Here is a 13,054-nt window from a genome sequence, read left to right as displayed (position 1 = left end):
CTCAGACCAGCCGGTCCACCGCCTCGCGCGCAATCTCGGGCGGCACGACGTGCGGCCCGGGGAACTCGCGGTAGGTCACGTCGTAGCCGTCGTCGCGCAGGGCGGGCACGATCCGACGGCTGGTCTGCTCGATCGGCAGGACGTCGTCGGCGATCCCGTGGGAGACGAAGATCGCCGGCCTGCCGCTGCGCGGCGCCCCCGGCGGCACGAAGCCCGGCGAGAAGGCGAGGACGTCGCCGAACAGGTCCCCGTTGGCCAGGCCCAGGCCGAGAGCGTAGGACGCGCCGTCGGAGAAGCCGGCGACCGCGACCCGCCCGGGGTCCACCGGGACGGCGGCGAACGCGGCCTCGAGTGCGCGGTCGACGACCTCGACGTCGACCCCGTAATCGCCGGTGACGGCGTCCCAGGTGCTGCCCCGCGACGCCGGCGCCACCACCAGCAGGCCGTACTCCTCGGCCAGTGGGCGCAGCAGCGTCAGTGCCCCCTCGGCGTTCCCCCCGGCTCCGTGCAGGCTGAGCACCAGCGGCGCCGCCTCCCCCGGTACCAGGGTCCCGGGCACGTGCAGGAGCGCGTCCCGCTCGGGTTGCAGACCCAGCGGCCGGGTACCAGGAGCGGGCGGCGCAGCCGACGCCGACGACCGGGCTCCCGGGCGCGCGGTCAGCACGCCGGCGTCACCTGCTGCTCCCCCGCTCCGCCGCTCGCCGGCGGGCGCACCACAGGCCGCGAGCAGGCCGGCGGCGGCCGCGAGGAGCCCTCGACGCGTCAGCACTGCCGTCCTGTACCCGCGCGACCGGGCGCAACCGATCCTGGCTGCCGCTCACCGGGCCTTCGGGATCATGATCCACAGGACGATGTAGGCGAGCTCGCCGAGGCCGAAGAGCCCGAACAGCACGAAGCCCACGCGCACCAGGCCGCGCGACAGGCCGAACCGGTCGGCCAGCGCCGCGCACACCCCCGCGATGACCTTGCCGGACCGGGGCCTCACCAGAGTCGATGCCATGCGGGGACCCCTACCCCCGGGACGGGGGGACGCACACCCGCGGGAGCACCGCCACGTGGCCGATCTCACCGGGCACCCTGGACGGGAGGAAGCACCGTGCACGATCATGTAGGGAACGGCCATCGTCGTCCCCGACGCGGTGCCAGGACCCCCGGCCCCGGCGGAAGGACCGCGACGCAGTGAGTGCGACAGGGGCCGACCCATCGGCGCCGGGCTCGCGTGCCGGTGCCCGTGGGGCAGCCGAAGCGGCCCGGCAACTGCTCGGTGAGGGCCGGCTGGCCGCCGTCCGGAAGCTGCGTGTCGACACGTCGGTCCCCGCCGCTCTCGACGGTCTCGTCTCCGCGGCCTGCCGCCTGCTGGGCGCGGCGTCCGGCCAGGTGTCGGTGCTGTCGGACGAGCAGTTCGTGGCCGCCGGGTCCGGCGTCGCCCGGGCGGACGTCGGCACCACCGGGCCGCTGGACGACTCGCTGTGCACCCTCACCGCGGCGGATCGCCGGCCGCTGGTCCTGCGCGACGCCCGGCTGGACGACCGGGCCGCTCCCCTCGGGCCCGTGGCCACCGGCACGGTCCGGGGCTACCTCGGTGTGCCGCTGTTCGACCGCGACGGCGAGGTGCTCGGCTCGCTGTGCGTGTTCGACCCCGGCCCGCGCGACTGGTCGGCCGGGGACGTCGACATCCTGCGGGTCCTCGGCCGGGCGGTCGCCAACGAGCTGACCATGGCCGCGTTCCTCGTGGCGCACGAGTCCGAGCGGCTCCGCTGGACGCTGTCCGTGGACGCCGCCGAGGTGGGCAGCTTCGACTACGACCTGCTCACCGGCGAGCTGGTCTGGGACGCACGGCTGCAGGAGCTCTTCGGCTACGCCGACGGGGAGTTCGACCGGACGATCGAGGCGTTCAACGCACGGCTGCACCCCGACGACGTCGACCGGGTCGGCCAGGCGATCGAGGCGACGGTGCGCGGCGACGGGGACCTCGACGTCGAGTACCGGGTGGTCACCCCCGACGGCAGCACTCGGTGGCTCCAGGGTCGCGGCAAGACGCTGCGCGACGAGGACGGCACCGCCGTGCGCCTGCTCGGCGCGGCCTACGACACCACCGACGTCCACCAGCCGCGCACCAGCCGGATGCTCGAGGCCATGCCGTCGGGATTCGTCTCGCTGGACGCCGAGTGGCGGTTCACCGTGCTCAACACCGCCGCCGAGCGGTTGCTCGGCCGGCACCGCGACGAGCTGCTGCGGCGCACGATCTGGGAGGCCTTCCCGGACACGGTGGACAACGAGTTCGAGACGGCGTTCCGCACCGCCGTGGAGACCCGGACACCGCGGACCATCGAGGCGTTCTACCCGGGCCCGCTCAACGCCTGGTACGAGATTCTCTGCTGGCCCACCCCGGACGGGCTCTCGCTGTACTTCGCCGACGTCACCGACCGCAAGGCGGCCGCCGCCGAGGCCCAGGCCGCGTCGGGACGTCTGTTGCTGCTGGCGGAGGTCAACAGCGCGCTGCTCGTCGCCGACGACGTCCCCGGCGTCGTGGCCGACCTCCCCCGCCGGCTGGTCCCGCTGCTGGCCGACGGCTGCTTCATCACGCTGCTCCAGGAGGACGGCCGCCCCCAGGACGTCGGCTGCTGGCACGCCGACCCCGCCCGCCGCGAGGCCCTGGTCCAGTACACCTCCCAACGCCTCGACTCGATGCCCGCCGGGGCGCCGGTGGCCCGGGTGCTGGCCACCGGGCGACCGGTGCGCAGCACCGCCGACGAGCTGCGCGGGCTGCTGACCGACGGGCCGGCCCGGGACCTGCTCGACCAGCTCGGCGGTCAGGACGGGCTGGTGCTGCCCATCCACGGCCGGGGTCGGCTCGTCGGCGCGCTGTCGCTCTTCTCCGGCGCCGCCAGGACCCACAGCCCGGACGACGAGGCAGCGGCCCAGGAGATCGCCTACCGGATCGGCCTGGCGCTGGAGAACGCCCGGCTCGCGCGAGCCCAGTCGCAGCTCGCCGAGGGCCTGCAGCGCAACCTGCTCACCCCGCCGCCCGAGCAGGAGCCGGTCGAGATCGTGGTGCGGTACGTACCGGCCAGCGAGTCCGCCCGCGTGGGTGGCGACTGGTACGACGCCTTCGTCCAACCCGACCGGGGCACCATGCTGGTCATCGGCGACGTCGCCGGGCACGACGTGGAGGCCGCTGCCGCGATGGCGCAGCTGCGCAGCATGCTGCGCGGCATCGCCACGTACGGCGGAGGCGGGCCGGCCGAGGTGCTGCGCGGGCTCGACGCGTCGATGGAGCTGCTGGGCACCCGGACCCTGGCGACTGCCGCCGTCGCCCGCCTCGAGCAGAGCGCCGAGGAGCGCACCCGGGGCCGGACCCGGCTCGTGTGGGCCAACGCCGGTCACCCGCCGCCCCTGCTGGTGCACGCCGACGGCAGCCACGACTTCCTCACCGGTCCGCGGGCCGATCTCCTGCTGGGGGTCGACCCGACGGCGCAACGCGCCGAGTACGTCCGGACCCTGGAGCGGGACACGACCGTGCTGCTCTACACCGACGGCCTGGTGGAGCGCCGCGGCAGCGACCTCGACGTCGACCTGCAGCGGCTGCGCGACGCGGTGCAGGAGCTGGCCGGCTGCACGCTCGACGAGCTGTGCGACGGCGTCATCGACCGGCTCGTCGACGGCCGGCCCGAGGACGACGTCGCCCTGGTCGCCATCCGGCTGCACGGCTAGGCACGGCGCCGCGCGACGCATGGCCGGGTGCGGGGCCGGGCACACCTGCGACGTGCGCGAGATGAACCCCAAGGACCCGAGCACCCTGTACAGCGAGGGCCCGGTGGCCGACGAGCCACCCGACGACGACGTGCCGGAGACCTCGCCGCTGCCGGACTCGGGCGGGGTCGGCCCGGGCCCGGACGACCTGGACTGACGCCGCGGCCGCTCAGTCGGTCCGAGCTGCCGGGGACGCCCGTCGGGTGGTCGCACGTTCGACCAGCCGCCACTCCGGACGCAGGAGCGTCTCCCCCGCCTCGTCCTGCACCACCGCCAGGGCGCACGCCCGCCCCTGTTCGCGCAGCGACTGGTGGATCGTCGTGAGGCCGGCGGCCTCGGCCGCTGCCGAGTCGTCCCAGCCGGAGACGGCGAGCTCAGCGGGAACCGACCGGCCGAGCCGGGCGGCGGCGCGAAGGACTCCGAGGGCGAGCTCGTCCCCCATCGCGGCGACCGCGTCGACGGCGCCGTCGGCGAGCAGCCGTTCTGCGGCTGCCTCCGCCTCGACCGGGTCGTTGCGCGCGAGGACCACGACGGGCGTCTCGGCCCACCGCTCGCCGAGCGCCGCCGCGAACCCCTCGAGCCGGGCCCGGGTCACCGGGAACGGCGCGGAGCCCGGGTCGGGCCCGTGGAGCAGCGCGGGCTCCCGCCGACGGTCCAGGGGAACGAGACGACTGCCGGGGACCGGCTGCCGGCGAACGTCGCCCCACCGACCGCCCGGGCCGCCGCCCGGTCGTCGACCGACACCAGGGCCATGCCGTCGACCCGAGGGCCACCGTGGACGACGGCGGGGACGCCGAGCTCGCTGACGACGTCGAGCAGGGGGTCGTCGTCGACCGTCGTCCAGAGCACGAACCCGTCGACGGCCGCCTCACGGACACGGTCGGCGTCCGCGGCGGTCCCCGTCACCGGGATGAGCGTGAGCCCGAGCTCGTGGTCCACGCAGACACCGGAGACGCCGGCGAGGAACTGGGTGGCCTGGGGGTCGTCGAAGGCGTACGTGAGGGTTCACCGAGCACCACGCCGAGGGCGCCGGTCCGTCCACGTGTACGTCGGGCAGCTGGCCGACGCCGTGGACCTCCGGGGCGCGATGCTCGGGGTCGCCGCGCTGGCGGTCCTGTTCGCCGTCGTCGTCTCGCCGGTGCTCGCCCGCGCCCGGCGGGGGCGGGCTACGCGGCGGCGCGGCGGGCCCGGACCGCCTCGGCCAGCTCGGCGAGGATCACTTCGGTCGTGCCGAGGTCGACGCACGCGTCGGTGACGCTGCAGCCGTACGTCAGCCGGTCGGGGTGGCGCTGGTCGAGGTCCTGCCGCCCCTCGACCAGGTTGCTCTCCACCATCACGCCGCGGATGGCCCGTTCACCCCCGGCGATCTGCCCGGCGAGGTCGCGCACGACCTCGATCTGGCGCCGGTGGTCCTTCTGGCTGTTGCCGTGCGAGGCGTCGACCACGACCACCTCCGGCAGGCCCCGGGCGGCCAGCTTGGCCCTGGTCGCGGCGATGTGGGCCGCGGAGTAGTTCGGCCCCGACCGGTCGCCGCGCAGGATGACGTGCCCGGTGGCGTTGCCCGTCGTCGACAGCTGGGCGCTCACGCCGTGCGCGTCGACGCCGAGGAACTCGTGCCGAGCCCGCGCGGCCACCACCGCCTGGATGGCGGCGTCGATGCTGCCCTCCGGGGAGTTCTTGAAGCCGACGACCGAGGAGAACCCGGACACCCGCTCCCGGGCCGTCTGGTCGGTGACGTTGCGGGCGCCGACGCCGTTGTAGGTGACCAGCCCGTTGACGTACTGCGGCGTGAGGGCGTTCAGCGGTTCGGCCGCGACCGGCACGCCGAGCCCGGTGATCCGGCCCATGAGCATGCGGGTGGCGACCAGCCCGACGCTGATGCGGCTGGAGCCGTCGAGGAACGGGTCGTAGGCGAAACCCTTCCAGTCCACCTCGGTGCGCGGCTTCTCGGTGTAGGTGCGCATCAGGATCTCGAGGTCCGCGCCGTGCCGCTCGCGCATGCGGGCGAGGAAGTCGGCGTACTCGAGCGCGGCCGCCGGATCGTGGATCGAGCAGGGCCCCGCGATGACGGCGACGCGGTCGTCGGCGCCGGCGAGCACGTCGGTGACCGCGCGCCGCGCGGCCCGGGTGGTGGCGACCGACGCCGCGGACAGCGGCACGACGGACGCGACCGCTGCCGGCGTGACGACGACGCTCAGGCCGGTGATCCGGGCGTTGACCAGATCCCCGAGGTCGACCGGCGGCGCGTCCGCGACGTCCAGCCGCCGCGCGACCTCGGGGAGCAGCTCCACCAGGGCGGCGTCGATCCGGGCGTTCACCTGCGTCTGGACGTCGACCAGCAGGTCGGCCACGCGGGTGGCCTCGGCCAGGATGCTGTTCCCCGGATGGGCGTGCTCCTGCGTCGTCACGGGTCCTCCAGCGCCTCGACGGGATCCGCACCGCGGGAAGCGGTCCGGCACCCCAGCATCGTCCGTCGTCCGCGCCGCCCCGACACCGGACCCGCGCGGGGAACCGCGCGCCCCCCGCCGGAGGTCCGGCGGGGGGCGCGCGACGGGCGGGCGGGGTGGGTCAGCCCTGCTGCGGCTCCAGCTCGCCGCGCAGCTCGCGCTTGAGGAACTTGCCGGCCGGGTTGCGCGGCAGCGGCGACGTCCTGATGTCGATCACCGTCGGCAGCTTGAAGGACGCCAGCCGCTCGCCGAGGAAGCCGATCAGCTCGTCCTTGGTGAGGGAGGCGCCGGGGTTCAGCACGATCACCGTGGCGACCTCCTCCCCCAGCCGCTCGTGCGGGACGCCCAGCACGGCGGCCTCCATCACGGCCGGGTGCTCGTAGATGGCCGCCTCGACCTCGGCGCAGTACACGTTCTCGCCGCCGCGGAGCACCATGTCCTTGAGCCGGTCGTCGACGTAGACCAGGCCCTCGTCGTCCAGGTGCCCGATGTCGCCGGTGCGCAGCCAGCCGTCGACGATGGTCTCGGCGGTGGCGTCCGGGCGGTTCCAGTACCCGCGGATGAGGTTGGCGGCCCTGAACCAGATCTCGCCGCGCTCGCCGACCGGGAGCACCTCGAAGGTGGCGGGGTCGCGGATCTCCACCTCCATGGGGAGCGGAACCCGGCCCGCGGCCATCGGCTTGTCCAGCGCGTCCTGGCCGGCCAGGCTCGGTCCGAGCGCGTTGGTCTCCGTCATCCCGTAGGAGAAGCCCGGGCTGGCGGCCTTGAAGGCGTTGTCGATGTTGGCGATCAGCGCGGGCGGCGTGGGGGCGCCACCACCACCCACCGAGACCAGGCTCGAGGTGTCGTACTCGGCGAACCGCGGGTGCTGCAGCATGTCGATGCTCTGCGTGGGGACGCCGACGAAGGCGGCCAGCTGCTCGCGCTCGATCAGCTTGAGCGCGGCCTCCGGGTCCCACTTGTACATGATCGCCAGCTTCCGCCCGGCGACGAGCGAGCCCAGCATCACGGCGACGCAGCCGGTGACGTGGAACAGCGGCACGGCGAGGATCGCGCCGCCGGGCGGCGCGTCGGGGTCCTCCGGCGGGTTGACCAGGGCCTGCACCATGCCGCGGGCCAGGAACCCCATGACCGCGCTGACCAGCGCGCGGTGGGTCGAGACGGCGCCCTTGGGGCGGCCCGTGGTGCCGGAGGTGTAGAGGATGGTGGCGTCGTCGTCGGGGCCGACCGCCACGTCGGGCAGCGGGGCGCCCGTCATGAAGACGTCCTCCCACCTGTCGGCGCCCTCGACCGGCTCGGCAGCGCGGACGACGATGACGCGGCAGCCGAGCCGCGCGGCGGAGGCGCCGGCGATCTTCGCCCGGGACTCGTCGGCGACGAGCACCGTCGCACCGGAGTCCTGCAGGGCGAAGTCGAGCTCGTCCTCGGTCCACCAGGCGTTCATGGAGACGCTGATCGCGCCGATGGAGAGGACCGCGATGAACGCCTCGACCCACTCCGGGTAGTTGCGCATCGCGATCGCGACCCGGTCGCCCTTCTTCACGCCGTAGCGCTCCACCAGCGTGGCGGCGAAGGCGTCGGCCTCGGCGAAGGTCTCGGCGAAGGTGCGCCGCTCGTCGCCGTAGACCAGGTAGGGGGCGTCGCCATGAGCGCGGGCGAGGCCGAAGATCTCGCGCATGCTCGGCGGAGCGTTCTTGAAGACCTGGTAGGTCCCCCCGTCGGGGCGGATCCAGGGCTCCAGCTCGAACATCTGCCCGGGGCTGGTGAGCTGGGCCACTGCCTCCTGGTGACTCAACGACACGGAAGACGCCTCCTAGGCGGTTGTGCGACAGGACGCCGAGCAGTGACCTCGGCAACATCGACACTTTCATGCTCGAAGCATTTCGGGCAACAGCCGTCCGGACGTGGCGTTCCACCGCGTCGTTTACTCCGCCTCGACGACGCTCCGGCCCGCGGTGGCGTCTCATCGCTCCCGTCGGGCGCACGGGCAACATCTGACGAACCGGACCGTTCCGTCTCGTCCGCTGTGCACCTCGCCGCCGCCGTCGCCCCCGCTTACTGTCGGTAGCAGCACGGGCGCACAAAGTCGCCGGTGACGAGCAGTCCCCGCGCCGAGCGGACCACACCGAGGAGAACGACCGTGACCCTTCCCCAGCGCTCCGCCGCTCCCGCTCTCGCCCGCCCCGCCGGCTACGGCCAGCGTCCCGTCCACCGTCCGGCCGTGCCCGGCGCGCGCCTGCCCGTCCAGCCCACCATGGGCGCTCGGCCGATGGGGATGCGCCCCGAGGCGCAGGCGCCTGCGGGTCCTGTGATGCAGCGGCCGGCTCCGCGCACGGCGGTCTCGTTCCTGACCGTGACGGAGGTGGCGGCGATCATGCGCGTCTCGAAGATGACCGTGTACCGCCTGGTGCACGGCGGGGAGCTGTCCGCCGTCCGCGTCGGCCGTTCCTTCCGCGTTCCCGAGCCGGCCGTGCGCGAGTACCTGGCCGGCGCCCGCACCGACGTCGCCTGATCTCCCGCCGCCGCACGGCGAGGCGGCACCCGGCGTCCGGCGCCCACTCCACGGCCGCACCGTCCGCCGCCCCGGCAGAGGCGTCGTCAGACGGCACGCACCAGCCGGATCACCGCGTCGGAGACGACGTCGGGCCGATCGGCCGGGACGAAGTGGCTCGCGTCGTCCACCACGGTCAGCCGGGCGCCCGGGATCTCCCCGGCCAGTCGCTCCCCGTACGCCGGTGACAGCTGGTGGTCCAGACGCCCCCACACCACCTCGGCAGGGACGTCGAGCCGCGACAGGAACGGCGCCACGGTCTGGGTGTACACCGAGTCCAGCGAGCGCAGGTGCGCGGCGAGCTGCCGAGGCGCTCCCGGTCGCGTCCACGGGCGCACGAAGTGGTCGATGAAGGGGCCTGAGCGCTCCTGGTGGGCGAACAGCGTGCGCAACGCCGGCCGCAATGCGGCCCCCAGCGCGGACGGGGGCAGCCGGTCGACCAGCGGCCACGCCGCCTTCATGGCCCGGACGAGGGGCACCGGCCACCCGTCGTAGCAGACGCCGTCCACGATCCCCAGCCCCGCGACCCGCGTGCTGCTGGTGGTGGCGAGGATCTGGGCCACTCCGCCACCGAGGTCGTGACCCACGACGACCACCCGGTCCAGTTCCAGCGCGTCCAGGAGGTCGACCAGCAGAGCGGCCTGGGCGGCCAGGTCGACGCGATGGCGCTGCGGATTCGCGGAATCGCCGTATCCGAGCATGTCCACCGCGAACACCCGGGCGTGCGCGGCCAGCGCCGGGATCACGTCGTCCCAGAGCCGGTGGTTGGTGGGGATCCCGTGCACCAGGAGCACCGGCGGACCGCTGTCACCCGCTGACCGGACATTGAGCCGGCAACCGCCGACGTCGACCGACCGGACAGTTCCTGAAGGCAGCTCCATGCCCGCCGTCGATGCCCATCTCGCGGCGGGTCACGCACTCCCCCGGCCATCGGCCCGGGTCACCCGAGGCCGCCCGCTCGGCGGGACACCGGGTCGTCCCCGGCCGCCACGGCCTAGCCTCACGTGCAGTGCGCGCCATCCGCAGCAACGCGGCGTCGCGCCGGGGACCACCGCGTCGCGCGAGCCCATCACCACGCCCCCACGGCTCGTTCCCTCGTCCGCGTCTGGAGTGCTGGTGCTGCCGGCTGATGCCCACGTCCACAGCGAGTTCTCCTGGGACACCGGTGGTCCGGCGGCTGCGTCGGCGGCCGGGACCATGAGGCGCACCTGCGCGCGCGCCGTCCGCATCGGCCTCCCCGCCGTGATCTTCACCGAGCACCTCGACGTCAGCGGGTGGCGCGCCGCCCCCGAAGACTTCGCCGAGCACCACCGCCGGCTCATCGACCGGGACGGGCTGATGCAGCCGCCGCCCCTCGACGTCGAGGGCTACGTCGACTCCATCGAGCGTTGCCGGCGCGAGTTCCCCGACCTCCGCATCCTCACGGGCGTCGAACTGGGCCAGCCCCACCTGGACCGTCGAGCCGCCGAAGCCCTCGTCGACTTCTCCACGCTCGACCGGGTCAACGGCTCGCTGCACACGCTGCCGCACGACGGACACCGCAGCGAGCCGGTGACCCTGTTCCGCGAGTGGTCCGACCCTGCCGAGGTGATCTGGACCTACCTGGCGGAGGTCCCGGTCATGGTCGACGGCGGAGACTTCGAGGTCTTCACCCACATCGACTACGCGGCGCGCTCCTGGCCGGCCGACGAGCACGGCCCCTTCGACCACCTGCGGTTCGAGGACGGTTTCCGGCAGGCCATGCGCGCCATCGCCTCGACCGGGCGGGCCCTGGAGATGAACACCGGGCGCCCCCTCCGACCGTGGATCCCGCAATGGTGGGCCGAGGAGGGCGGACGAGCCGTCAGCTTCGGCAGTGACGACCACGCGACGAACGGGCTCGCGGCGCATTTCCACGAAGCCGTCGCACTGCTCGACCACGTCGGCTTCGCCCCAGGAACGCGGCCCGAGGACTTCTGGACCCGCTGACCAGCCCTCCGTGCAGCCCCGCGCCGGCGGGTCGTGCCGTGCCCGGGAGGTCGTGGAGGTGCAGCCGGTCGGCTGGGTCGACGGACAGCGGGTTACCGTCCTGCGGTGGCCGCGGCGGGAACTCCTCGAGCCCGGCCCCGCGGGCTGCTGGCCGGCTTTCCCAACTCTGCCGACCTCGGGGGTCTGGAGCTGTCCCACGGTCGGCGCGTGCCTGCGGGGCGCATCGTCCGGGCCGACACGCCCGCGAAGCTGACCGAGGCCGAGCTGGCCGCCGCCCGAGCCGTCGGGTTCGAGGCGGTCCTGGACCTCCGGTCCCATGACGAGGTACGGGACTGCCCACACCCCCTGGCGCAGCTTCCGGGCTACCGGTCCGTGCCGCTGATCGATCCGGCGGCGGAGGCACGTGAGGACATGAGCCGGTACCGGACGCTCGGCGAGATCTACAGCAGCAGCCTGCAGCGCAACGCCACGCACATCGCCGCCATCTTCGTCGCCCTGGCCGAGGCGCCGCAGGGGCCGGGCCCGGTCCTGGTGTGCTGCCGCGCCGGGCGCGACCGCACCGGCATGGTCGTCGCGCTGCTCCTGGACCTGGCCGGTGCCAAGCGCGAGGTCATCGCCGCCGACTACGCCCTGGTCCCGGAACTGTTCGGTCCCGACGCGCCTGCCTCACCCTTCGAGGACCGCCGGGGTGGCGATGCCATCCTGCGGATGCTCGATCACGTCAGCACCGCGTACGGCTCGACCTCGGGCTACCTGCGCCGGCTGGGGCTGGCGAACGGCACCATCGACGCCCTCCGACGGCGCATGGAGCCCTGACGCCCGAGCAGCCCGCGCGCTTCGGGATCACTGGACGGTGGGGTCGCCCTCCGGCACCTCGATCGCGACCACCTCGGCCACCTTCGCGTCGTTCCCGGACAGCCCGTCGGCCTCCTCGTGCTCGTCGTGGAAGGCCAGCCAGCGCATCCCGAGGGCCTCGCGCTGCTCGTCGTCGACGGCCTCCTTGAAGGGAGGGAAGAAGTCCGTCTCCTCCTCGGCCATGTGGTCGGCGTTGATCTGCCGCGCGTTGCGCACCGCGTCCCACCAGGCCTCGCTGCCGACCTCGTGCTCCTCGACCGCGGCCGCGGCGTGCCGGATCTCGTTGTGGTCGTGCACGCCGTCGGCCGTCTCCTTCTCGCCGTCCGCCTCCTGGGCGAGCAGCGGGTAGAACAGCTGCTCCTCGGCGACGGCGTGCACCTCGAGCTTGTCGTGCAGCGCCTTCCAGGCGTCGGCGAGCTCCTGCCCGTTCAGGTCGTCGAGCGCGGCGAACTCCCGCCGGAAGACCTCGTGCTCGGCAAGAACCAGGGCGGTGATCTCGAAGTCCGACATGCCGGACCCCTTACCCGTCCCTGCGGCTCGTAAGAGTCGGGAGCAGGCCCACCCGGGGACCTGGTCGCTGCCGGGCGGACGCCTGACGGCTATGGGCTCCGCCGCGGCCTCAGCGGTTCTTCCACTGCGGCGCGCGCTTCTCCGCGAAGGCGGTCGCCCCCTCGCGCGCGTCCTCGCTGGCGAAGACCGGCGCGATGACCTTGCTCTGCTCGTCCCAGCCCTCCCGGAACGTCCAGTCCGGGGCCGAGCGGACGATGTGCTTGGTGGCGGCCACGGCGAGCGGTCCGTTCGCGGCGATGACGGCGGCCAGGGCCAATGCCCCCTCGAGGGCGGCGCTCGGTGCGGTCACCCGGTTGACCAGGCCGACGTCGGCGGCCCGGGAGGCGCTGATCGGCTCGCCGGTGAGCAGCAGCTCCAGCGCGATGGCCTGCGGGATCCGCCGCGGGAGGGCGAGGGCGGCGCCACCGGCCGCCACGAGCGAGCGCTTCACCTCGGGGACACCGAACCGGGCGTCCTCCGCGGCGACGATGAGGTCGCACGCGAGCAGCAGCTCGAAGCCGCCGGCCAGTGCCCAGCCCTCGACGGCGCCGATCAGCGGCTTGCGCGGCGGGGTCTCGGTGATCCCGCACAGCCCGCGACCCGCGATGCTCGGGGTCTCACCACGCATGAACGCCTTCAGGTCCATGCCGGACGAGAAGGTGCCTCCAGCGCCGGTCAGGACGCCGACGCGCAGCTCGTCGGACGAGTCGAGCTCGTCGGCGGCGGCCGCGACGGCGTCCGCCACGGCCTTGTTCAGGGCATTGCGCGCCTCCGGCCGGTTGATCGTGATGATCAGGACACCGTCCCGGCGGTCCAGGAGCACCTCGTCGGACACAGCCATCTCCTTCGGTCGGTCGCGCAGTCGTGGCGGGGAGTCGTGCAGTGGTGCGTGCGAGGGGGCCGGGGGCGCAGCCGCTGTCAGCAGCGGCTG

14 protein-coding genes are annotated in these 13,054 nt (G+C 74.0%); 5 read left to right on the top strand and 9 right to left on the bottom strand.

Going from position 1 to position 13,054, the window contains the following annotated elements:
• Position 1: 1 nt before the first annotated feature.
• Positions 2 to 769, bottom strand: a complete 768-nt coding sequence (locus ACI793_RS17580) for an alpha/beta hydrolase (RefSeq protein ID WP_456607666.1) — start codon at positions 767 to 769, stop codon at positions 2 to 4.
• 48 nt (positions 770 to 817) lie between these two features.
• On the bottom strand, positions 818 to 1,000 hold the full coding sequence (locus ACI793_RS17575; protein WP_456607665.1) for a PspC domain-containing protein: 183 nt from the start codon (positions 998 to 1,000) through the stop codon (positions 818 to 820).
• A 179-nt stretch (positions 1,001 to 1,179) separates the two neighbouring features.
• Here ACI793_RS17575 and ACI793_RS17570 point away from each other — a divergent pair, with 179 nt between their 5' ends.
• Both ACI793_RS17570 and ACI793_RS17565 read left to right on the top strand, forming a co-directional pair.
• The gene (locus ACI793_RS17570) at positions 1,180 to 3,714 is read left to right on the top strand and encodes a SpoIIE family protein phosphatase (protein ID WP_456607664.1); all 2,535 of its coding nucleotides are present in this window, start codon (positions 1,180 to 1,182) and stop codon (positions 3,712 to 3,714) included.
• 52 nt (positions 3,715 to 3,766) lie between these two features.
• Entirely contained in the window at positions 3,767 to 3,910 is a 144-nt protein-coding gene (locus tag ACI793_RS17565; protein ID WP_456607718.1) for a hypothetical protein, read from the top strand.
• Between the two features lie 12 nt (positions 3,911 to 3,922).
• On the opposite strand, the gene ACI793_RS17560 is transcribed toward ACI793_RS17565, so the two are convergent.
• From ACI793_RS17560 to ACI793_RS17545, 4 genes are all read right to left on the bottom strand, one after another.
• On the bottom strand, positions 3,923 to 4,348 hold the full coding sequence (locus ACI793_RS17560; RefSeq protein WP_456607663.1) for a substrate-binding domain-containing protein: 426 nt from the start codon (positions 4,346 to 4,348) through the stop codon (positions 3,923 to 3,925).
• On the bottom strand, positions 4,345 to 4,692 hold the full coding sequence (locus tag ACI793_RS17555) for a hypothetical protein (protein ID WP_456607662.1): 348 nt from the start codon (positions 4,690 to 4,692) through the stop codon (positions 4,345 to 4,347). The genes ACI793_RS17560 and ACI793_RS17555 overlap by 4 nt, the downstream gene beginning before the upstream one ends.
• Before the next feature lie 227 nt (positions 4,693 to 4,919).
• Positions 4,920 to 6,161, bottom strand: coding sequence for a 3-deoxy-7-phosphoheptulonate synthase (locus ACI793_RS17550; RefSeq protein ID WP_456607661.1), 1,242 nt, complete (start codon positions 6,159 to 6,161; stop codon positions 4,920 to 4,922).
• A gap of 160 nt (positions 6,162 to 6,321) precedes the next feature.
• Positions 6,322 to 8,001: a class I adenylate-forming enzyme family protein gene (locus tag ACI793_RS17545; protein WP_456607660.1), complete on the bottom strand. Its 1,680-nt coding sequence runs from the start codon at positions 7,999 to 8,001 to the stop codon at positions 6,322 to 6,324.
• A 339-nt stretch (positions 8,002 to 8,340) separates the two neighbouring features.
• Between ACI793_RS17545 and ACI793_RS17540 the strand changes: the two genes are divergently transcribed.
• Positions 8,341 to 8,712, top strand: coding sequence for a helix-turn-helix domain-containing protein (locus ACI793_RS17540; protein WP_456607659.1), 372 nt, complete (start codon positions 8,341 to 8,343; stop codon positions 8,710 to 8,712).
• An 86-nt stretch (positions 8,713 to 8,798) separates the two neighbouring features.
• Here ACI793_RS17540 and ACI793_RS17535 read toward each other — a convergent pair whose 3' ends face one another.
• On the bottom strand, positions 8,799 to 9,545 hold the full coding sequence (locus ACI793_RS17535; RefSeq protein ID WP_456607658.1) for an alpha/beta fold hydrolase: 747 nt from the start codon (positions 9,543 to 9,545) through the stop codon (positions 8,799 to 8,801).
• Positions 9,546 to 9,867: 322 nt separating this feature from the next.
• Between ACI793_RS17535 and ACI793_RS17530 the strand changes: the two genes are divergently transcribed.
• Positions 9,868 to 10,719, top strand: coding sequence for a PHP domain-containing protein (locus ACI793_RS17530; protein ID WP_456607657.1), 852 nt, complete (start codon positions 9,868 to 9,870; stop codon positions 10,717 to 10,719).
• Positions 10,720 to 10,752: 33 nt separating this feature from the next.
• The gene (locus tag ACI793_RS17525) at positions 10,753 to 11,535 is read left to right on the top strand and encodes a tyrosine-protein phosphatase (protein ID WP_456607656.1); all 783 of its coding nucleotides are present in this window, start codon (positions 10,753 to 10,755) and stop codon (positions 11,533 to 11,535) included.
• Positions 11,536 to 11,562: 27 nt separating this feature from the next.
• Here the strand turns inward: ACI793_RS17525 and ACI793_RS17520 are convergent, their stop codons facing one another.
• Together ACI793_RS17520 and ACI793_RS17515 are read right to left on the bottom strand one after the other, a co-directional pair.
• The gene (locus ACI793_RS17520; RefSeq protein WP_456607655.1) at positions 11,563 to 12,084 is read right to left on the bottom strand and encodes a hemerythrin domain-containing protein; all 522 of its coding nucleotides are present in this window, start codon (positions 12,082 to 12,084) and stop codon (positions 11,563 to 11,565) included.
• A gap of 109 nt (positions 12,085 to 12,193) precedes the next feature.
• Positions 12,194 to 12,964, bottom strand: a complete 771-nt coding sequence (locus tag ACI793_RS17515) for a crotonase/enoyl-CoA hydratase family protein (protein ID WP_456607654.1) — start codon at positions 12,962 to 12,964, stop codon at positions 12,194 to 12,196.
• Positions 12,965 to 13,054 lie beyond the last annotated feature (90 nt).

This window comes from Blastococcus sp. SYSU DS0617, from assembly GCF_054051075.1.
This window is presented reverse-complemented; position numbering and strand designations above follow the sequence as displayed.